20 protein-coding genes are annotated in these 21,845 nt (G+C 38.0%); 10 read left to right on the forward strand and 10 right to left on the reverse strand.

Features of this window, described 5'->3' with window-relative positions:
* Positions 1-90 precede the first annotated feature (90 nt).
* From dusB to ACYQ0E_RS10135, 5 genes are all read left to right on the forward strand, one after another.
* Positions 91-1,056 carry a tRNA dihydrouridine synthase DusB gene (dusB, locus tag ACYQ0E_RS10115; protein ID WP_460188101.1) on the forward strand — a complete coding sequence of 322 codons (966 nt, stop codon included), beginning with the start codon at positions 91-93 and terminating at the stop codon, positions 1,054-1,056.
* A 43-nt stretch (positions 1,057-1,099) separates the two neighbouring features.
* Entirely contained in the window at positions 1,100-1,366 is a 267-nt protein-coding gene (locus ACYQ0E_RS10120) for a helix-turn-helix domain-containing protein (RefSeq protein ID WP_460188102.1), read from the forward strand.
* 64 nt (positions 1,367-1,430) lie between these two features.
* A complete protein-coding gene (gene purH, locus ACYQ0E_RS10125) occupies positions 1,431-2,993 on the forward strand; it encodes a bifunctional phosphoribosylaminoimidazolecarboxamide formyltransferase/IMP cyclohydrolase (protein WP_460188103.1) in 1,563 nt (520 codons plus the stop codon).
* Between the two features lie 404 nt (positions 2,994-3,397).
* Complete coding sequence (gene purD, locus ACYQ0E_RS10130) at positions 3,398-4,684, forward strand: phosphoribosylamine--glycine ligase (protein ID WP_460188104.1); 1,287 nt, start codon at positions 3,398-3,400, stop codon at positions 4,682-4,684.
* Positions 4,685-4,860: 176 nt separating this feature from the next.
* Positions 4,861-5,172: a late competence development ComFB family protein gene (locus ACYQ0E_RS10135; protein ID WP_460188105.1), complete on the forward strand. Its 312-nt coding sequence runs from the start codon at positions 4,861-4,863 to the stop codon at positions 5,170-5,172.
* A 98-nt stretch (positions 5,173-5,270) separates the two neighbouring features.
* Here the strand turns inward: ACYQ0E_RS10135 and clpB are convergent, their stop codons facing one another.
* Positions 5,271-7,841: an ATP-dependent chaperone ClpB gene (gene clpB / locus ACYQ0E_RS10140; RefSeq protein WP_460188106.1), complete on the reverse strand. Its 2,571-nt coding sequence runs from the start codon at positions 7,839-7,841 to the stop codon at positions 5,271-5,273.
* A gap of 212 nt (positions 7,842-8,053) precedes the next feature.
* On the opposite strand from clpB, the gene ACYQ0E_RS10145 reads away from it, so the two are divergent.
* On the forward strand, positions 8,054-9,361 hold the full coding sequence (locus ACYQ0E_RS10145; RefSeq protein WP_460188107.1) for a sensor domain-containing diguanylate cyclase: 1,308 nt from the start codon (positions 8,054-8,056) through the stop codon (positions 9,359-9,361).
* Positions 9,362-9,418: 57 nt separating this feature from the next.
* Positions 9,419-10,258 carry a YdcF family protein gene (locus tag ACYQ0E_RS10150; protein WP_460188108.1) on the forward strand — a complete coding sequence of 280 codons (840 nt, stop codon included), beginning with the start codon at positions 9,419-9,421 and terminating at the stop codon, positions 10,256-10,258.
* A 275-nt stretch (positions 10,259-10,533) separates the two neighbouring features.
* Here ACYQ0E_RS10150 and ACYQ0E_RS10155 read toward each other — a convergent pair whose 3' ends face one another.
* The 3 genes from ACYQ0E_RS10155 to rlmKL all read right to left on the reverse strand — a co-directional run bounded on the left by ACYQ0E_RS10155 (position 10,534) and on the right by rlmKL (position 15,021).
* Positions 10,534-11,031 carry a hypothetical protein gene (locus tag ACYQ0E_RS10155; RefSeq protein ID WP_460188109.1) on the reverse strand — a complete coding sequence of 166 codons (498 nt, stop codon included), beginning with the start codon at positions 11,029-11,031 and terminating at the stop codon, positions 10,534-10,536.
* 242 nt (positions 11,032-11,273) lie between these two features.
* Entirely contained in the window at positions 11,274-12,656 is a 1,383-nt protein-coding gene (hemN, locus tag ACYQ0E_RS10160) for an oxygen-independent coproporphyrinogen III oxidase (protein ID WP_460188110.1), read from the reverse strand.
* 154 nt (positions 12,657-12,810) lie between these two features.
* On the reverse strand, positions 12,811-15,021 hold the full coding sequence (rlmKL, locus tag ACYQ0E_RS10165) for a bifunctional 23S rRNA (guanine(2069)-N(7))-methyltransferase RlmK/23S rRNA (guanine(2445)-N(2))-methyltransferase RlmL (RefSeq protein ID WP_460188111.1): 2,211 nt from the start codon (positions 15,019-15,021) through the stop codon (positions 12,811-12,813).
* A 187-nt stretch (positions 15,022-15,208) separates the two neighbouring features.
* Here rlmKL and ACYQ0E_RS10170 point away from each other — a divergent pair, with 187 nt between their 5' ends.
* Both ACYQ0E_RS10170 and ACYQ0E_RS10175 read left to right on the forward strand, forming a co-directional pair.
* A complete protein-coding gene (locus ACYQ0E_RS10170) occupies positions 15,209-16,444 on the forward strand; it encodes a lytic murein transglycosylase (protein ID WP_460188112.1) in 1,236 nt (411 codons plus the stop codon).
* A gap of 120 nt (positions 16,445-16,564) precedes the next feature.
* Positions 16,565-16,771 carry a hypothetical protein gene (locus ACYQ0E_RS10175; RefSeq protein ID WP_460188113.1) on the forward strand — a complete coding sequence of 69 codons (207 nt, stop codon included), beginning with the start codon at positions 16,565-16,567 and terminating at the stop codon, positions 16,769-16,771.
* 10 nt (positions 16,772-16,781) lie between these two features.
* Here the strand turns inward: ACYQ0E_RS10175 and ACYQ0E_RS10180 are convergent, their stop codons facing one another.
* The 6 genes from ACYQ0E_RS10180 to ACYQ0E_RS10205 form a co-directional block, all read right to left on the reverse strand.
* A complete protein-coding gene (locus tag ACYQ0E_RS10180) occupies positions 16,782-17,396 on the reverse strand; it encodes a paraquat-inducible protein A (RefSeq protein WP_460188114.1) in 615 nt (204 codons plus the stop codon).
* Between the two features lie 151 nt (positions 17,397-17,547).
* The gene (locus ACYQ0E_RS10185; protein ID WP_460188115.1) at positions 17,548-18,162 is read right to left on the reverse strand and encodes a fumarylacetoacetate hydrolase family protein; all 615 of its coding nucleotides are present in this window, start codon (positions 18,160-18,162) and stop codon (positions 17,548-17,550) included.
* Between the two features lie 355 nt (positions 18,163-18,517).
* Entirely contained in the window at positions 18,518-19,684 is a 1,167-nt protein-coding gene (locus ACYQ0E_RS10190) for an SO_0444 family Cu/Zn efflux transporter (RefSeq protein ID WP_460188116.1), read from the reverse strand.
* A gap of 90 nt (positions 19,685-19,774) precedes the next feature.
* Positions 19,775-20,068 (reverse strand): DUF3861 domain-containing protein, encoded by a 294-nt coding sequence (locus tag ACYQ0E_RS10195; protein WP_460188117.1) that lies wholly within the window; start codon positions 20,066-20,068, stop codon positions 19,775-19,777.
* A gap of 191 nt (positions 20,069-20,259) precedes the next feature.
* Positions 20,260-20,553, reverse strand: a complete 294-nt coding sequence (locus ACYQ0E_RS10200; RefSeq protein WP_460188118.1) for a hypothetical protein — start codon at positions 20,551-20,553, stop codon at positions 20,260-20,262.
* Positions 20,554-20,587: 34 nt separating this feature from the next.
* On the reverse strand, positions 20,588-20,743 hold the full coding sequence (locus tag ACYQ0E_RS10205) for a hypothetical protein (protein WP_460188119.1): 156 nt from the start codon (positions 20,741-20,743) through the stop codon (positions 20,588-20,590).
* Positions 20,744-20,842: 99 nt separating this feature from the next.
* Between ACYQ0E_RS10205 and ACYQ0E_RS10210 the strand changes: the two genes are divergently transcribed.
* The gene (locus ACYQ0E_RS10210; protein WP_460188120.1) at positions 20,843-21,280 is read left to right on the forward strand and encodes a MarR family winged helix-turn-helix transcriptional regulator; all 438 of its coding nucleotides are present in this window, start codon (positions 20,843-20,845) and stop codon (positions 21,278-21,280) included.
* Positions 21,281-21,845: the final 565 nt, after the last annotated feature.

A 21,845-nucleotide genomic window follows, 5' to 3' on the forward strand; every position in this document is an offset into this window, starting at 1 on the left:
TATAGTTTTAAACACATAATCAAATCCATTTTAGCAGGCCTGGTACCAGGCCTGCTAAAACGCAACTTATTCATTACATAAAATCAATTCATGTTAAAAATTGGCCCATATCAGTTTGAACACAACATTGTACTTGCCCCCATGGCAGGTATTACTGACGCTGTTTTTCGTAAAATGTGTCGTGCCAATGGTGCAAGCTATACCTTGGCAGAAATGGTGGCTTCTAAAAAAGAGCTTTGGCAATCTAAAAAATCGTCCACTCGCCATGTCAATACCAATGATCCAGAACCACGCGCAGTACAACTTATAGGTACAGATCCACAAGAATTAGCCGATGCTGCTAATTGGCAAGTTAGCCAAGGTGCACAAATCATTGACCTTAATATGGGCTGCCCTGCCAAAAAAGTATGCAGTGTTTCAGCTGGCTCCGCACTTATGGCGGATCCTGCAAAAGTGAAAGATATTTTTCAAGCTGTGGTTGGCAGCGTTAATGTACCCGTTACCGTAAAAACTCGCACTGGTACAGATATTGACAATAAAAATGCTCTTGAGATTGCTCAAATTGCCGAACAAGAAGGTTTACAAGCCATTACCATTCACGGCCGAACTCGCGAAGCTAAATTTGCAGGCCATGCCGAATATGACACCATTAAAGAAGTGAAACAACAGGTAAATATTCCCGTTATTGCAAATGGTGATATTTGCACCCCCGAACAAGCTGATTTTGTATTAAAATACACGCTTGCTGATGGCATCATGATTGGAAGAGCTGCGCAAGGTTACCCTTGGATATTTCGTGAATTAAATCATTACCTTAAAACCGGTACACAGCTTAACAAACCCACAATAGCAGAATTTAAACTGGCTATGTTTGAACATACCCAAGGTTTACACGCTCTGTATGGTGAAATGTTAGGCGTAAGAATTGCCAGAAAACATATTGGTTGGTATGCACAACATTTACCGAATGGTTTTTTATTACGTAAAGAATTTAACCAATTAAATTCAGCTACAGAACAATTAACATTACTTAAAAACTATTTTGAACAACTCTAAAACAGACTTTGTTTCAAAAACACACACAGGCAAAAATATTACAATGACAAAATCAAGAGTAGACAAACATATCACTCCCAAGTCATTGTGTCTAAGTGAACAAGTCAGCATAACATTAAACGCCTATTTTGAAACGCTGGCCGATGAAAATGCCACTGACGTATATGAAATGGTCATTCAGCAGGTTGAAAAACCCATGATTGAATTTGTTCTACAACAAACAGAGAACAATCAAACACATGCCGCAAATATTTTAGGGATTAACCGCAATACCCTAAAAAAGAAAATGCAGAAATACAATCTCGTTTAGCTCAATTTTAAATAGCCAAACGAAACAAACACAATTTAATAATTTTTTTTGGAGAACCAAAACCATGAAACCAGTACGTCGTGCTTTGATAAGCGTTTCAGATAAAACAGGCATTTTAGAATTTGCCAAATCCCTTGTTGCAATGGACATTGCCATACTATCTACAGGCGGGACTTACAAAGTGCTTTCTGAAGCAGGATTAGCCGTCACTGAAGTATCTGAATACACTGGTTTTCCAGAAATGATGGACGGTCGTGTAAAAACACTACACCCTAAAATTCATGGTGGGCTTTTAGGCCGCCGTGGTACAGACGACGCTATTATGGCAGAACACGGCATTGATGCCATTGATATGGTTGTAGTGAACCTTTACCCTTTTGAAGCCACCGTAGCCAACCCTGATTGTAAATTAGAAGATGCCGTTGAAAACATCGACATTGGTGGGCCAACCATGCTGCGTTCAGCGGCTAAAAACCATAAAGACGTAGCCGTAGTAACAGATCCTAAAGATTACATTCTGATTTTAGATGAGTTAAAAATCAACGGTGGCATGTTATCGCACGCGACTCGTTTTGATTTAGCCATTAAAACCTTTGAGCAAACGGCTCGTTATGACGGCGCTATCTCAAACTACTTTGGCACCATGTTTTCTGAAAATAGAGACGATAATTTCCCACGTACTTACAACACACAGTTTGTTAAAAAACAATCTATGCGTTATGGCGAAAACCCACACCAAAATGCTGCATTTTATACTGAACGTGAACCGTCTGAATCGTCTATTTCAACGGCAACACAAGTTCAAGGTAAAGCGTTGTCTTTTAACAATATCGCCGATACAGATGCCGCATTGGAATTAGTAAAAACCTTTACAGAAACCGCTTGCGTTATTGTTAAACACGCTAACCCATGTGGTGTTTCTATTGGTAAAACACAGTTTGAAGCCTACGACCGTGCTTATAAAACAGACCCAACCTCTGCCTTTGGTGGCATTATTGCGTTTAACACTGAACTTGATGCTGAAACCGCTAAAGCCATTGTTGAACGTCAATTTGTAGAAGTCATTATTGCTCCAACGGTTTCAGATGAAGCCAAAGAAGTGGTAGAAGCCAAACAAAATGTTCGCCTATTAGCCTGCGGTGAATTAGGAGCACAACAAGCGGCTTACGACTACAAACGTGTAACCGGTGGTTTATTGGTTCAAGACCGTGACTTAGGTATGGTGAACGAATCAGACCTTAAAGTGGTAACCAAAAAAGCGCCAACAGCAGAACAAATGAAAGACCTAATGTTTGCTTGGAAAGTTGCTAAATTTGTAAAATCTAATGCCATTGTTTACGTTAAAGACGGTATGACAATTGGCGTGGGAGCAGGTCAAATGAGCCGAGTATACTCTGCTAAAATTGCCGGCATTAAAGCCGCTGATGAAGGATTAGAAGTCCCTGGTTCAGTTATGGCTTCAGATGCCTTCTTCCCATTCCGCGACGGAATTGATGCCGCTGCAGAAGCAGGAATTACCGCAGTCATTCACCCAGGTGGATCAATGCGAGATCAAGAAGTGATTGATGCCGCAGATGAACACGGAATAGCAATGGTGTTTACAGGGATGAGACACTTCAAACACTAACTTTGCCTGTCGGAAGGGCTTATTTACTTGATCTCTGCGTTGGATTGGAACTTCCGATGCTCACGTACAAAAGTACGCTGCGCTTCGGCTCTCCAACCCGCCTTGACCTCAAGCAAAACGCTCCTTCCTATATCGCATTTGAAAGACAATAAAGAAATGAAGCGAAAACGCTCATTACTATGTTTCACATGTTTTAAAACACGAACACTTAAATTGCTTTTTAGGCTAATGGCTCAAAAAGTCCTTAAATACAAATTTTTTATAATGCTTTTGGGTATTTTTAAATTTGTCTAGGCAAGGCAAAAAATGTGAGCTTACACATTGTAAGTGACCATTTTTGAACGCAGCATAGGCAGATTTAAAAATTCCCAAAAACATTATCCAGAGAAAAAAAGAGAAAAATCATGAGAGTATTGATTATTGGTGGTGGCGGTCGTGAACATGCCTTGGCTTGGAAAACCGCTCAAGCAGTTGACGTAACAGAAGTATTTGTTGCACCAGGTAATGCAGGTACGGCTTTAGAGCCAAATTTAACCAATGTAAATATTGCCGTTGATGATTTACCAGGTCTGGTAAATTTTGCTAAAGACAATCAAATTGAACTTGCCATTGTTGGCCCTGAAGTACCTTTAGTGCTTGGTGTGGTAGATGCGTTTTCTAAAGCGGGTCTTAAATGTTTTGGCCCGACTGCTGGCGCTGCTCAGTTAGAAGGTTCTAAAGCATTTTCTAAAGATTTTTTAGCCAAGCATAATATTCCAACTGCCGCCTATGATGTTTTTACAGAAATTGAGCCGGCTCACGCTTACTTGGATAAAGTGGGCGCGCCTATCGTTATTAAAGCTGATGGTTTAGCCGCTGGTAAAGGTGTTATTCTTGCCGATACTGTGCAAGAAGCTAAAGAAGCCGTTTCAGATATGCTTGCCGGTAATAAATTTGGTGATGCAGGTTCTCGCGTGGTTATTGAAGAGTTTTTGGTGGGTGAAGAAGCCAGTTTTATTGTAATGGCGGACGGTAAAAATGTATTGCCAATGGCCACTTCGCAAGACCATAAAGCACGCAATAATGGCGATACAGGACCAAACACAGGTGGAATGGGAGCTTATACACCTGCTCCAGTAGTCACCCGCAGTATTCACAATCGCATTATGGATGAAGTCATTTATCCAACCATTGAAGGCATGGCAAAAGATGGCTTGCCTTACACAGGCTTTTTATACGCCGGTGTCATGATTGATTCTACTGGTGCACCAAAGGTATTAGAATTTAACTGTCGTTTTGGTGATCCAGAAACACAACCAATTATGATGCGTTTAAAATCAGACCTACACACTCTATGCCTAGCGGCAATTGATGGTAAATTAGATACTGTTTCAGCTAAGTGGGATAGCCGTGCCGCTTTAGGTGTGGTTATGGCTGCTGGTGGTTACCCAGATGAATACCGTAAAAATGATGTTATTACTGGTATTGAAGATGCCAATGCTTCTGATTTAAAAGTGTTTCATGCTGGCACTGCGGTTAATGACAATAATCAAATCACCACGTCTGGTGGCCGAGTATTATGTGTTACCGCTTTGGGTGAAAACGTAACCGCCGCACAAAAACGTGCCTATGAAGGCGTTGCCCAAATTCACTGGGACGAGGCTTATTACCGTACAGATATTGGTCATAAAGCCGTTTCAAGAGAAAAATAGAGTACCTTTTAATTACTCTATTCATTGAGCAACATCAAAAAGGCGTTGAGAAAATTCTCAATGCCTTTTTTTATTGTCTATCCTTTTCTAAATAATGGCCTGTACATTGCTTAAATCTCAGTCATACTAAACAGGTACACGATAAGTACAATACTCATAAAAGAAAGGATTCCTTCATGTATATTCCTGGAACACTACGAAAGGAAAGCATTATGCCAATGGATAGCGTACATAATTATTTTGAACGACTGGTGTTTAATGAGATTAAAGAACACTATGCTGATAAATTTGAAGACCACAATGCACTGGCAGATGTGGCATGCATTGCTTTAAACCGTATTGCACCACGTTACATTCGTTACGATATTGATATGTCTTTTTACATGTCGGTTGATGAACACATTGCGGTAGAAAATAAAGTTAAAAAAGCGGTTAAAAAAGCCTACAAAAAAGTAAAACGTTTTGAACGTGAAAAAGAACAGGCTTAGTCTTTTTAAATCATTGATTTTTAGACATTAAAAAACCCACTTTCCTAATAGAAAAGTGGGTTAATACTTAAATAGAAACTCAAGTACAAGTCCAAAAACTAATTAAAGCTAATGTCGTTACCTTGCATTTCAATATGTACTGTTGCCCCTGGGCTATAATCTCCTTTTAGGATTTTTTGCGCCAGTGGGTTTTCAATACGTTGTTGAATTACGCGTTTTAAAGGTCTTGCGCCAAATACTGGGTCAAAGCCTTGTTCTCCAATTACATCTAATACCGCATCGGTAACCTGTAAACTTAAGTCTGAATGCGCCAAACGTTCACGTAAGCCTTGTAGCTGAATATTGGCAATAGAGCGAATCTGTTCTTTTCCTAATGGATGGAACACCACAATATCGTCAATTCGGTTAATAAACTCTGGTCTAAAGTAATCACCAACCACTTCCATTACATCGGTTTTCATTTCATCATACGTTGCCACTCCGGCCTTCTCTTGAATGACTTGAGAACCTAGGTTAGAGGTCATAACGATTACTGTGTTTTTAAAGTCTACCGTACGCCCTTGTCCATCGGTTAAACGACCATCATCCAATACTTGTAATAAAATATTAAAAACATCCGGGTGCGCTTTTTCAACCTCATCTAATAAAATAACTGAATAAGGTTTACGGCGAACCGCTTCGGTTAAATAACCACCTTGCTCATAACCTACATAGCCAGGAGGCGCTCCGACTAAACGGGCAACGGAATGTTTTTCCATAAATTCTGACATATCAATTCGCACAATGGCGTCTTGAGTATCAAATAAAAAGTCCGCCAATGATTTGGTTAGTTCTGTTTTACCCACACCTGTAGGCCCTAAGAATAAGAATGATCCATTTGGTCTATTTGGATCTGACAAACCTGCACGTGAACGACGAATCGCATCTGATACAGATTTAACCGCTTCATCTTGACCAATTACATTTTTAGATAACTCTTCTTCCATACGTAACAACTTGTCACGCTCACCTTCCATCATGCGTGATACAGGAATACCTGTCCAACGAGCAACCACTTCGGCAATTTCTTCTTCGGTTACCTTATTACGTAATAAATGCGAACCTTCAGCTTCTTCTGCTTCATTTTCAGCCGCTTCGGCCGCTTGAATTTTAGCTTCTAAATCAGGAATAGCACCGTATTGAATTTCTGACATTTTAGCTAAATCACCAGAACGTCTTGCGGCTTCTAACTCAATGCGCGCGGCTTCAAGTTTCTCTTTATATTGTTGAGCACCTTGCAAAGCGGCTTTGTCTTTTTTCCAAATTTCTTCTAAGTCCGAATACTCTTTTTCTAGCTTTTTGATTTCATCTTGTAAAATGTTTAAGCGTTTTTTAGAGGCATCATCTTTCTCTTTTTTAAGCGCCACTTGTTCAATTTTTAACTGAATTAAACGACGATCTAATTTATCCATGACCTCAGGTTTTGAGTCAATTTCCATACGAATACGCGAGGCCGCTTCATCAATTAAGTCGATCGCTTTATCGGGTAATTGACGGTCAGTGATATAACGTTGTGATAATTTTGCCGCTGCAACAATGGCAGGGTCAGTAATCGCTACCCCGTGATGCACTTCATAACGCTCTTTTAAACCACGTAAAATGGCAATGGTGTCTTCTTCAGTTGGTTCATCCACAATCACTTTTTGAAAACGGCGCTCTAAAGCGGCATCTTTTTCAATATTCTCACGATATTCATCTAAAGTCGTAGCACCAATACAGTGAAGTTCTCCACGCGCCAGAGCAGGTTTAAGCATATTACCGGCATCCATAGATCCTTCGGTTTTACCTGCTCCCACCATGGTATGAATCTCATCAATAAAGAGAATGACTTGACCTTCTTGCTTTTCTAAATCTTTTAACAAAGACTTTAAACGTTCTTCAAATTCACCACGGTATTTAGCGCCAGCTAACAGGCCTGCTAAATCTAATGAAAGTAAACGTTTGTTTTTTAATCCTTCTGGCACTTCACCATTAACAATTCTTTGCGCTAAACCTTCTACAATGGCGGTTTTACCTACACCAGGCTCACCAATTAATACCGGATTGTTTTTGGTACGACGTTGTAATACTTGCACGGCGCGGCGAATTTCATCGTCACGACCAATCACTGGGTCTAATTTACCCTGCTCTGCTCGTTCAGTTAAATCAACGGTATATTTATCTAACGCTTGTCTGTTTTCTTCTGCATTTTGATCTTGCACGCTTTCGCCTCCTCGTACATTTTGTATTGCATCATTTAAAGCTTGGGCTGTTGCACCCGCTTTTTTTAATAAAGTTGCTGCGTAATCAGATGTTTCTAATAACGCGGGATAAAACAGTTCACTGGCGATATAGGCATCACCATTTTTTTGAGCTTGTTTATCCATTAAATTTAAAATTTTGCCTGATGCTTGTGATAACTGCACATTACCATCTGCACCTGTCACTTTTGGCAAACTGCTAATTTTTTCAGCCACAGTTTGTTTTAATAACGGCACATTAATATTAGCAAGTTGCAGTAAATTAGCCGTTTCATCCATTAAGGCCAATAAAATATGCACCGGTTCAATATATTGATTGTCATGACCAACAGCACTGGATTGCGCTTGCGCCAAAACACTTTGAAATTGGGTGGTAAATTTATCCATCATTTGTGACAAACTCCTTAATTTTTTTATTATTTATACTAAGGTAATGGGGATGAATCTTAAATTTCAAAGCTAAATTTAAGTATTTACAAATAAATATCGACAAACATCACCTAAAAAGGTGGGAGTTTTATATGATAACTTCTTAAAATAACTCTAAAAAGTTTATACTAATAACTCTACTTACCTGAAATGCTTAATGAAATGCCTAACTTATGACGAAAGAATTTAGTACGATTGATTTAAACATTCTGTTCGATAACATGGATGATGCGGTTTATCTGCTTGATCCAGTTAGTTCAAATGTTTTATGGTGCAATCGCTGTGCTTATGAAGATTTAGGCTACGAAAAACACGAAATTCTTAATCACTCTGTTCTTAGCCTGCAAAGCCATGTAATTGGTCTGCCACAATGGACAGAAGTCGCACAAGTCATCCGAGATAATAAATCTTATACCTTTGTAGGCAATCATCAACATAAAAATGGTGGTGATATTTCTGTTGAAATCATTACCACTGTTTTCAATTACCAAAACCAAGAATATTTTCTCTCTGTAGCTCGTAATATTGGCAACCGTTTAGCGCACGAAAAAGAACTCAATACTCGTGACCATAGAATTTGGTTTGCTCTCAATGAAGCGTCAGATGGAATGTGGGAATGGGAAATTGACACAGGCAAGGTTTTTTTTAGCCCACAATTAAAAAAGATGTTGGGTTATGGCCCAGATGAAATGGCTCCTACTTTAGAAACATGGAGCAGCAACATTCATCCAGAAGATCTTGAATTTGTAATGGCCTCAATCAATGGACACCTTAACGGTACACGTTCTCATTATGAGCACCAATATCGCTTAAGAAATCGTAATGGTCACTATATGTGGGTACATGATAAAGGCAAAATTTGTGAAAGAGATGAAACTGGCTACCCAATCATGATGGTTGGCATGGTTCATAACATCAGTAAGTTAAAACAGTTAGAACAACAATTAGAAAGCTTGGCTTCTGAAGATTTTTTAACCAAACTCCCTAATAGACGTTATGGTGAAGAAAAAGCGAAAAAACTCATTAAGCATGCAAATAAAAACAAAGAACATCTTTGTTTTGCCATGTTAGATTTAGACTATTTCAAACGTATTAACGATGAATATGGCCACAAAAAAGGCGATCAAGTTTTAGAGCTTGCAGCAAATCTTCTTAATAAATTTGCATACCCTAGTCACTTTGTTTACCGTTGGGGAGGTGAAGAATTTGTTTGTATTTTTACCAATACTTCATTGAATGAGATCGTTAAAATTACCGATGACATTCACCAGTTATTTGAAAATGCTAATTGGCAAAAACTTGGAATTGATAAACAGACCGTAAGTATAGGCATTGCGTGTACAGAACCTACCGCCATTAAAAATTTTGAAAGCCTTTTTAAACTAGCCGATTGTGCCTCTTATACCGCCAAGAAAAATGGCCGAAACCAAACCGTCATTGCAAATAAAAAAATTAAAGAAAAATGCTTTAAAGAAATTTAATTAATTTAAAACGCATAATCTCATTCACTTTTTAAACATTAACCAAAAAACTTTATTATGAACGAACTCTTTTTCCTAATTTCTAAGATTGCTTGGGCGCTATTAAGCCCTGGAAATTTAATTATATTTATCCTATTTTTAGGTTCGCTTTTACTTGTCTTTAATAAAGTGCGCACAGCAAAAATTTTATTTATTCCCACAGGTTTAATTGCGTTTGTATTGATGGTTTACCCTGTAAGCGATTATCTTATGAAACCGCTAGAATCACGTTTTAGCAAACCGCAAACCATGCCAAAACAGATTGATGGCATTATTGTTTTAGGTGGTGGAGAAGATTTAAAACGCTCTTTAAGCTGGAACGTAGCCGAACTAGGAATCGGTGGTGATCGGTATATTGGTGCGGCACATTTAGCCAAACTTTATCCCCAAGCCCCAGTTATTTTTACTGGTGGTAGTGGTTTAATGAGTTTACAAAATACCGCTGGTGAGGGCTCTATTGCAAAACAACTACTTACTACCATTGGTATTGACCCATCACGTTTAATTATTGAATCAAAATCACGCAATACTTATGAAAATTTTTTGTATAGCAAAGCACTATTACCTAACAAAAACGGGACTTACCTATTGGTCACTTCTGCCTTTCATATGCCAAGAGCCGTTGGTATTGCAAGAGTGCAAAATGTAAATGTAATTGCTTACCCTGTTGATTACCGCAGTAATTCAGACGCGTTACGCAAGATTGATTTTGACTTTTTTGATCACCTTAAAGCATTAGAACCTGCCTGGCGAGAATGGGTTGGGTTAACCGTGTATTACTTAACAGGTAAAACAAATAGAGTGTTTCCGAGTCAAATGCATTTTGAAACGATTAAACAAATGAAAACTGAACACTAATTCATATATGAAGACCAAGGCACGAGTCAAAACGCCGTTAAAAATTGCTAAATTCGTCTAATTCTTGTTGAGTAACTTGCTAATATCTTGTTAATAGCTGGCTAATAGCTGCATTATTCAATGTAAACAGGCAAATTTTATCGTATTTATCCTGCCCACTTTTTTCGTGCAAAAGTCGTATATAGAAGCTATTTCAATCAAATAAAAATAAAAAGCCCAATTTACCAGGCCTGGTAAATTGGGCTTTGATCTATTTTTAATAACCGCTAATGAAATTACTTACCGGCGAGTAAAGCATCCACTTCTTGTTTTTTCTTAACCATCATTTGGTTCAGTTTTTTATACTGTTCAGCGGATAGTAACTTTTTAACAAAACCATGACACTTCATTTTACCTTGTGTAATTTTGGTACGTAAAGACTGAATTTCAGTATTACGTTTCATAATATCATCCATTGAAGCACCATCAAAAGCCGCTTGGTATGCTTCTTTTTCTAGTTTATTAATCTTTTTAACAATCAATTGTCCTTTAGAAGCCTTATCCTTACGGAATTTATTTATAGCGGCGCATTGGTCACCACTTAAACTTAATGCTTCTTGACTATTGGTTAATACCGGTAAATAGTTGGGCATGTAATTAGCATGTAAATTTGCTCTAATATTCTGAATAGTCGGTGTGACTTTTTCACACATAACGCCTGAATTGTCTGCCATTGAAATTGCTGGTACTGTCGCTGCCGTGCTGACAACTAAAGCTAAAATTAGTTTACGCATTAAGATTCACTCCAAAGTGAGAATTTAGTTAAATAAAAATTTACGTACTAATCATAATCAAAATAGCACGCATCATCAAGTTTTTTTATACACACATAAAAACAATGGTTATGTAGTTTTAAGTAGAAGTCGACCTATCATCACTAAAAACAAAAAAACCGAGGTAAACTCGGCTTTGTGTTAAACAGTAACTAAAACGGTTCAGATTACATTCTCGCTTTTAAATGCAAACCTCTTCTCAATTAAATCACTTTGGAGAAACGATTTGCAGTGCCTTCTTTTAGATAGGCGTCAAACACCATGCAGATATTACGAATTAATAAACGCCCTTTTGGCGTAATATAAATATCTTCATCGTTCATGGTTAATAATTCATCTTGCGCCATAGGCACTAAGTTTTGCAATTCTTTAGCAAAGTATTCTTTAAAACGAATATTCCAGGCCTGGTCTATTTGGGCAAAATTAAGATGAAAATGGCTAATTAAACGGGTAATGACATCACGACGTAGTTCATCATCTTCTGTTAATTGCACACCTCTAAACACCGCTAAATCACCGGCATCAATCGCATCATAATAATCAGCCAGGCTTTTTCGGTTTTGGGCGTAAGTGTTATTGATTAATGAAATTGACGTTGCGCCCATTCCCACTAAATCACACTCAGCATGGGTAGAGTAGCCTTGAAAGTTACGATATAAGGTTTCATTACGTTGTGCAATCGCCAGTTCATCGTCTGGTTTAGCAAAATGATCCATTCCAATATACACGTAACCCGCTTCTAACAAACGTTGTGTTGTTGCGTGCAAAATAGCCAGTTTTTCATCCGCTGACGGCATATCCGCTTCATTCATTTTCTTTTGCGTTGGAAACATACTTGGCATGTGCGCATAGTTAAAAATAGAAAAACGGTCTGGTTCAGCTTCTAAAACCTTATCTAGGGTAGTAATAAAACCTTTCTCTGTTTGTAATGGCAAGCCATAAATTAAATCGACATTCACCGACATAAAGCCTGATTCACGCGCGCCTTCTAATACTTCAAAGGTTTCGGCCTGAGTTTGAATACGGTTAACCGCTTTTTGTACCGCTGGGTCAAAATCTTGCACCCCTAAACTCATGCGGTTAAAACCCAGTTCACGCAGTAATTTAACCGATTCACGATTCGCTTCACGCGGGTCAATTTCAATAGAATATTCACCCGAATCATCGTCATATAAATTAAAGTGTTGACGCGTTTTTTCCATTAACTGACGCATTTCATCGTTATTAATAAAAGTCGGTGTGCCGCCCCCTAAATGCAATTGCTCTACTTTGCGGCTATTATCAAATAAGGCAGATTGCATTTCGATTTCTTTAAATAAACGATCTAAATAGGGCGTGGTTTTTGAACGATCTCGTGTCCAAACTTTATTGCAGGCGCAAAAAAAGCAAACGGTATCACAAAACGGAATATGGTAATAAAGAGATAAACCTCGGCCAGAATCATTACTGCGTTGTACCGCTTCTTTATAGTCGGCAATACCAAATGCTTCATCAAACTGCACCGCCGTTGGGTATGAGGTATAACGTGGGCCTGATTGGTTGTAGCGTTTAATTAACGCTTCATCAAATTGAATTTTTTGTTGCATATACCCATCCCATGTTTTAATCACAATCAACCATTATTCGCTATGACTAGCCGTTATCGGTTTTTAAAGATTGGAATCATAATCTAAATTAACGCTTAGCAAGTTAATCTGCCTCAAGAGTTTTGCTTTTAATGGTTCTACTTTTAATTACTCATTAGCGACTAATTAACCAGGCCTGGTGAATTTTGCTGTTGCGTTGAAAATCTCTTGGCATGGTTTTATGGGTAATATTTTCAATATTACAGCCCTCTAAAGCCGCTTCATCTAATTTAAATTTACGCATATTATTTGAAAATATTAAGGTGCCACCAGGGTTCAGCAGTTTTAAAGCTTGTTCAATTAATACCACATGATCTCGTTGAATATCTAAAGTGCCTTCCATACGTTTTGAGGTTGAAAACGATGGTGGATCTAAAAAGATGACATCAAAGGTCGCCGTTGGATTTTCACTCTCTTTTGATAGCCAATCTAAAACATCGGCTTGTAAAAATTTATGTTCAGCAGAATCTTTATTGTGTGACATATTGTGGGCTAAGTTGTGTTCTGCCCAATACAAATAGGTTTTAGACATATCCACACTTAAACTGCTTTTTGCACCCATAACGGCGGCTTCAACGGTTGCGGTTGCGGTATAACAAAATAGGTTTAGCAGTGATTTTCTAACCGATTTTTGCGCCACTAAAGTACGTACATCACGATGATCTAAAAATAGACCCGTGTCTAAATAGTCGGTAAAGTTAACACGAATTTTGGCACCGTTCTCAATCACGGTGTAAAAATCGCGGCTATCGTCCAGTTTTTCATATTGTGATGTTCCCGATTGACGGCTACGCACTTTAAAAACAATTTGGTCAACTGGCACATCGGGGAATACATTAGGTAATGCCGCTAAAGCTTCATGCAAACGCTTTTTGGCTTTGGCTTTGTCCACCGTTTTGGGTGCGGCGTATTCATTTACAATTAACCATTGCCCAGCCTCTTCTGTTTGGTATAAATCTATTGAGAGTGCGTATTCGGGTAAATCGGCATCGTAAACTCGGTAAGCATTTATCTCGTTATTTTTAGCCCATTTTTTTAGCTGTTTTAAATTCTTTTTAATACGGTTACCCACCATAACCGCACCTTGAGAATCGGCAAGCTCTGGCATAACGGTGCTCACTTCTTGCACAATGTTTGCGCCACCTTTTAATGATGGTTCACGATGAAACTCTTCGGTAATATCAAAACGGAATAATTTACACTCCATTGGCCCGTTAAAAAAGTTATGGCTACGTTTGGCTTTAATCCCTAAATACATACCAAGTTCAGGGTTACAAGTTAATACTGCACCTTGCCAACCATCAAACTCATTTTTAAGGTATTTACCTAAATCGTTATAAATAACCTTAACTTCTTCAATTTCACCCAAACGTTCTCCGTACGGAGGGTTACAAATTACCAGGCCTGGTTGCCAATCGCCCCAACGACGTCCTTGTTCAACCGTCATTTGTTTAATTTCAATAGAATCTAAATAGCCCGCATTGTGAATCGCTTCTTCGGCAATATCTAATGATTTATGTGACGCGTCAGAACCATAAATATCGGGCAAGTTTCGCAAACCTTCGGCTTCACGCTCTTTGGCTTCTTCAATTAAATCATTCCACAATTTAGCGTCATGCAGTTTCCAAGAGTTTAATAACATCCGATTCACTTTTTCCAGGCCTGGTGCCAGGTCAGATGCCATCATTGCACCTTCTACCAAAAACGTACCCGAACCACACATTGGGTCATACAAACAACCGCCCTGCTTGGCAATTTCAGGCCAGCCTGCACGCATTAACAATGCCGCCGCCACGTTTTCTTTAAGCGGCGCTTTAACTTGTTGACCTTCACGGTAACCACGTTGATGTAAGCTATAACCAACTAAATCAATGCTTAACGTGAGCTTGTTACGGTTTAAATGACCATGCACGCGTAATTCAGGGTCTTCTGTATCCACTTTTGGGCGGTTATTGGTAATGCCTCTAAAATAATCGACAATCCCATCTTTAATTTTTAAAGCACCATAATGACTGTGGTCTATGCCCATCCCTTTACCTGAAAACGAAACCGCAAAACTACCAAATTCATCCATATGTGTTTGCCAATCAACGGTGGCAACTTGCTCGGTTAACTCTTCTTGCGTTTCCAGTTCTACTTCTAGCACGGTTACAAAAATACGGTTAGCTAAACGCGACCACAAGCAACTTCGGTAAGCAATTTCTAAATCACCCTCAAAGGTCACACCACGCGGTTGAGCTTTGACTTCGGTTGCACCAAAAGACATTAATTCTTCTCTTAGTAACTCACTTAAACCGCCTGGGGATGTGGCAAAAAATTTCATCATCTTTTTTCCATTATTTTGTTTGGTGATAGACCTTAATACAGTGCGTATTTATTTGTTACAGTTTTGTTCATGTACTAACAAACTGGGCCTTTAAAATATCTGTTAATTTTAAACTGTTTTGGCTTCAACTTTTATTTAGTTTCGGTAGAATAAGGTAATTATTACTCATCCTAAATCAAAGTTGATTATGTCAAACACAATACGCGGTTACGCCAACATTTTATTTGCCTCTGCATTACTGACATTTACTTTAAATGCCCAGGCTCAATCAGAGACGTTTACGCCATCAGACAGCGACTTTAAAGCCTGGATAGCTGAATTTAAAAAACAAGCACATCAAAAAGGAATTTCTCAACCTACTTTAGACTCCGCTTTTAAAAACGTAAAGCTTAATAAAAAGGTGCTTGAATCAGACAAAAAACAACCTGAATTTACCAAAACCTTTTTTGATTATTTTAACAGAGCGGTCAGCGATACCCGTGTGGCAAATGGTCAAAAAAACTACGAGGCCAATAAAGCCTTACTTGACCAAGTCACCAAAAAATACGGAGTGCCTGGGCGTTTTATTGTGGCCTTTTGGGGGTTAGAAACCAACTATGGTAGCTACACCGGTAAACTCCCCATTATAGAATCACTGGCCACCTTAGCCTATGACCCACGTCGCAGTCAGTTTTTTAGCACTCAGTTAATGAGTGCCTTAACCATTTTAGATAGGGGTGATGTACCGCTTAGCGAAATGAAAGGTTCTTGGGCGGGTGCTATGGGGCAATGTCAATTTATGCCTTCTAACTACGTGCAATATGCGGTAGATGGCGATGGCGATGGCAAAATCAATTTATGGGATAGCTTGCCCGATGTTTTTTATTCCGCAGGTAATTTTTTAAACCATTTAGGTTGGCAAGCTGAAGAAAATTGGGGACGAGAAGTCACCCTACCAAAAGGTTTTAACTATGCCTTGGCCGATAACAAAACCGCACGCAATTTAGCCGAATGGAAAAAAATGGGCATTACTTTAGCGGATGGTAGAGTTTTGCCTAATGAAGATATGCAAGCCAAATTACTGTTAGTGAGCGATTATAAAGGCCCAGCGTTTTTAGTTTATAACAACTTTAGAGTGATTAAACGTTGGAATAATGCTGACAAATATGCTGTTTCAGTAGGTCATTTAGCCGATCGTATTGTTAAGTTACCGCCTTTATCTAAGCAAAAACCAAAAGGGGATAAAGGGATTAGCTATGCAGAAATTAAAGAGATACAAACGTTACTCAATGCCTTAGGTTACGACGTTGGCAAACCCGATGGTATTGCAGGTAGTAAAACGCGCGGTGCATTACGCGAGTTTCAAACCAAACAAAATTTACCAGCCGACGGTTTTGCCAGCACCAGCATGCTAAAAGCATTACAAAAAGCCCAAGCTAAATAGCGTGTTTTGGCAGTAAAAAATTAACAACGGTGAGTTATCTAAAACCTTGCTTAACCACTGTTTTTTACTGCTATCTACGCCGTTTTACTTTACTGGTTTAACGTTTAAAGCGAGGTTGATTTGGCTCAACAAATTCATCATAAAACCGCTCAACAAACCGTGTCTAAATCAACACCGGGTTTTAACTTTTCTGTTCTTAATCATCAAAACGAGCAAAGTAATCAAACTACTTTATGTAACCACCCTGCCTACCTGTTTTGGAAAATGCAAAGCCAACTGACTAAACTGGGCAACAAACTCAACGCTCAAAAAAGAAGAAAACGTTAATTATTAACGACTAGCCCTGAGTGCTTATAGGTTGCTTTTTAATCAATAACTGACTAGACGCTATTGATAATAAACAATAGCCTAAAAAATAATAAAAACCGGTTTCTAACTCAATATTTGTTTGCAATAAAGCGGAATTGCCTGAGCTGGCTTTAATGGCTAAAAACGCAATAATTAAGGCCATAACAAACACATCTGCCATAGACCATTTACTTAAAAAACCACTGCTTAAGGCTAATTGTTTTCCAAAGCATTTAAAAAGATATGAACTCGCCAATAAAGCCAGTTTTAACGCTGGGACAAATATACTAAAAAACACAATTAAGAACGCCACTAACTGATTTCCGTCTTGCCACAAAGTTTCTGCCGTGCCTAGAATACTTTTAGCCGTATCTTGAATCACCACCGTGCCTGTTGCATGAATTTGATTCAATACTTCCATAGTCATTGGTAATAAAAAGTTAGGAATTGTGCCACTCTGTAAAATAGCCTCTTTACCCAAAACCGTTAACTCGCCTTTATCCAGCATAGTCGTCATATGCAAAACGGGTTCGGTAACACCTGGAATTAATAAGCCATAAGCACTAATAAGAAAAATAAAACCTAAAACTTGACGATAAAGCACAATAATAATTCTCAATTTTAGAAAGGTTTGATTATACGGTGTAAAATCATTTTGTAAATTTATGCGCTTTTACCAGGCCTGGTAAATCCTTAATTATTAACCCAATTAATTGATTATAAAATATAAACATTAACACCATAACTCGTGTAATTTAGTTTACAACCTGCCAACTGGCCTCAATAAGTGGTAAATCGTTATGCATTATTTTTGCATAAAAAATATCGCCAAGACTTATTTTGCCAACGCCTTTAGGCGTTCCTGTCATTAATAAATCATGATCTTCAAAGGTTAAAAACTCACTGGCATTGTCTAAAATAGCTTGGGGTTTATGTAGCATTAAATTGTATTCTGCTTTTTGAACCAAAACATCGTTAATATACAGCTCCATGCTCAAGCCTTGGCAGTCCCTATTAAACGGTACTAATTCACTTAAAACGGCGGATTTATCAAATGCCTTGGCTCTTTCCCACGGCAGACCTTTATTTTTAAGTTCTTGTTGTTTTTCTCTTTTAGTTAAATCTAAACCAAAACCAATACCCGCTAAATGACCCTTTAGAATTAAAAAGACGATTTCACCTTCAAAATGAATCGCTTCATGCGGGCTAAAGACGAGCTTGTTTGAAATCGCTGAATTGGGCTTAATAAAAAACACAGGTTCTGTGGGTGTTTCATTATTGAGTTCGGCAATATGCTCGGCATAGTTTCTGCCAATGCAAACGATTTTTGAAGGGTAAACGGGTTTACCAGCAAATAGAATTGAATTCATTTAAAGCGTTCCGTAGGTATTTAAGAGCACAATAAGATTGTAAACATAACGTTAATATTAAAGCCTGTTTAACTTATGCTTATGCTTATGCTTATGCTTGCGGAGTAATTACTGCCACAGGTTTTTACCAGGCCTGGTAAAACCTGTAACAGAGATTGATTGATTTTACATATTGAGACCTTTGTACGAGACAGGGGCACAAGAAAAACAAGATAGAATTCTTTAGATTTAGGCTAAAAAATACGCATAATAACGTGTTATTGGGCGGATTTTTTAACTTAAAGATAGAGGATTATAGCTGTTTTTATGTGTTCATGGTCTCGTGCAAAGGTCTCATATTAATAAATAGAGTTATTTATGAACGTTTAAACCATTTTTTACGATATATATTGATGGCACTTAATACTAAAATTAAAACACATAAAATTTGTAGCCACTTTGGCAACATTTCGTGGTGTGCTTGCATATTGGCAAGCAACTGCCAATCAAATTGCAGAATCAGTTTATCGAACAACCAGCCAGCTAACAAAGCAGAACTGGCAGTACCCAATAAATATATCCACATGGTTTTACGGCCAAGTAATTTAGAGATAATACCCAAAGTACCAATATTAGTTGCAGGGCCAGATAATAAAAACACCAACGCCACACCAGGCGAAATGCCCGCTAAAATTAACCCTACCGCAATGGGTGTAGAAGCCGTAGCACACACATACATGGGTATACCAATTAGCAACATAACAAGCATCGCAATAAAACCACTGCCCCATTGTGTTAAGAAATCTGTTGGTACATAGGTTTGAACGACTGCGGCAAAAAGTAAGCCTAATGTAAGCCAGCCAACAATGTCTCCTAGCATATCCATAAACGCAAATTCAATACCTTGCTTTGCTTTACCAAGCCAAGAAGAAGTCATTGGTTGATTAGAACCAGAACAACATGAATCAACAGGCTTGTCATTCGTTGAACCACAACAGGAATCACCCGCTTTGTCATTCGTTGAACTACAACACGAATCAACCGCTTTATCATTCGCTGAACCACAACAGGAATCAACAACAGTTTCACTATTTGAACCGCAACATGAAGTCGCCAATTTAGTCGGCTCAGTTTTTGTATCTGCTTCACGGTTAAATACAAAAACCAATACACCTGTAATAAATGCCGAAAACAAAGCACTCACCGTTCTGGCAATGGCCATAATCGGCCCCATTAAAGCATAAGTAACGCTAATAGAATCAACACCCGTTTCTGGCGTGGAAATTAAAAATGAAACCGTAGCTGATTTTGATGCGCCTGCTTGACGTAAACCTACCGCTGCAGGCACAACGCCACAAGAACATAATGGTAAAGGCGCGCCTAACAACGTGGCTTTGGAAATACTACCAAGCGAGTCTGCTTTTAAATGTTTATTCAGAAACTCGGTAGGTAACATGGTTTTAATTAAACCACCCAAAATCAAACCCAGCACCAACCAGGGTGCGGATTCTAAAGCCAAAGCAACAAAATTATTAATTAGCATTGGTAAATCCTTTTACATACTATTTTTAAAATGGATATCTTTAAGTGGATTTATCCTAGCAATTTACTGGGTTTCTCGCCACCACTATTATTACTTTTTCTTTTGTTTAAGGTTCTTTATAAACGCTACAAAATGTGGAAACAGGTTTGCAAATAAAGGGTTGGTTCTATTTTCCATTATTACACTGCCAAACAATTTAATACCAAGACCTAAAGGCGCAGCCGATTTTGGACTAAGATCTGGTCTTGTTTGTAATTTTTGTATTATTTCTAATACGTTATCATGGCTTTCAAAATCAAACTCAAAACGGTCATTATTTACTGCAGACCCATCAGGGTTTTGTGTGTGTTCAATACAGATTTTATAGTGATTTCTATTTTTCATAACGATGGCCTCTTGTTCTCACTGAGACCTTTGCACGAGACAGGGGCACAAGAAAAACAAGATAGAATTCTTTAGATTTAGGCTAAAAAATACGCATAATAACGAGTTATTGGGCGGATTTTTTAGCTTGAAGATAGAGGATTATAGCTGTTTTTATGTGTTCATGGTCTCGTGCAAAGGTCTCTCACTATTTAACTTTTTAGAAATTTTTCCATTCTAGGCTTAACACTCATTGTCATAACCAACATAATGACCAAACCTAAAGGCAATGACGCTAAAAAGCCTTGAAACCAAGCAGAGTAAAACATTTCAGTACTAGAAAAACCAAAAATATTGACTGCGGTACTAAACGCCAAAAGTGTTTCCATAATACAAGCCATAAACAATCCCATTAGCAAGTTGTGTTTAAGGGTTGTCATATTGGGTAACCACTTTTCGATTATGGTAGAAACCACTTTCATAATCAAAAGACCAACAGGAATCATAATTAAAGCTTTTAAGAATGAACTTAGCCAATCGCTAAAAAAAAGTAGCGTTATAGCCAGCATTGGTATAAGTCATAACACCTGTTAATGAACCTACTATCACCCCCAATAAAACAAAGATGGCCAACACTTTATAAATTATCGGGGTCTTCTTTTCTGTCGGACTTGAAAGTTCAGTTTGTATCGTCATAATCATTCTCCTATCTTGAAATCGTTTTAAATATAGTTGATAATAACAACTATATCTTAGCCTAGTTGACAATGTCAACTAAAATCTTAGGGGATAATTTTGATATCTGACAACAGTTCATTAGAAAACCTGTTTCAATTAGTACACGCATTAAAACGTCAACTGCATCAGCAAACTGATCAACTTAATGTTGATATTGCACACATGCATATTAGAGTCATTAAGGTCATCGATAAAAAACAGCCTTGTACCGCCAATGACATTATTCAATTTTTAGGACGTGATAAAGCCCAGGTTACAAGACTGATTAATATGCTGATTGAAAAAGGATTGATTACCAAAGAGATTAACCCCAATGACAAACGCAGCCAGTACTTAAATACCACTCAAGCGGGTGTCGATATACTTAATGAAATTAAAGAAATTGATAGTAAAACGGTACAAATAATGAGCCAAGGCCTAACCCCACATGAATTAGAAGAGTTTCAGCGCATTTCACAGATAATCACCAAAAATCTAAGTTCTGACTTAAACTAAATAAGATATAAAAAAATAAAATATAGAAAATTAAACTTAATCTGACAGTACAGGATTATTTAGTCGTTTTCATTAGAAGCATTCTTCAGTTAAAAACCTATAAGCCACAATTAAGCTTTGTTCTTTAGTAAGTGCTTGGGCAAATACCCAAACTCCCCTTGGAATAAATGGCGCGAAGTTCTTAGCGTAGAGAACGGTTAAACAATCTCGACTGTCCGAAGCTGAGCTTGCTCAGCAAGTTGCGAGATTGTCAGTGAACAGCTTAGAACTTGCCCATTTATGGAGCGGGGTTTGTTTTTTGGTTACTTTTTTGCCAAACTGCAAAAAGTAACGGGAAGCCTGATAGAAAATATCAAGGCGAAGTTATTAGATTAAAAAGGCTTCTCAACTACTGTGTAATGTAAGATTAAGTTGAAATTTTTATAAATAAAACCTACTCATACTTACAATGTTTTATTTGCATGATATTTTCTGAGGTTAATAAAGCTAAATGAGCACAGGCTAAATTCATACGCTTTTCGTATTCTGTCATCCTCTGCTTTAAAAGCTCTTCTCTACATTCACT

Source organism: Thiomicrorhabdus hydrogeniphila (assembly GCF_054656895.1).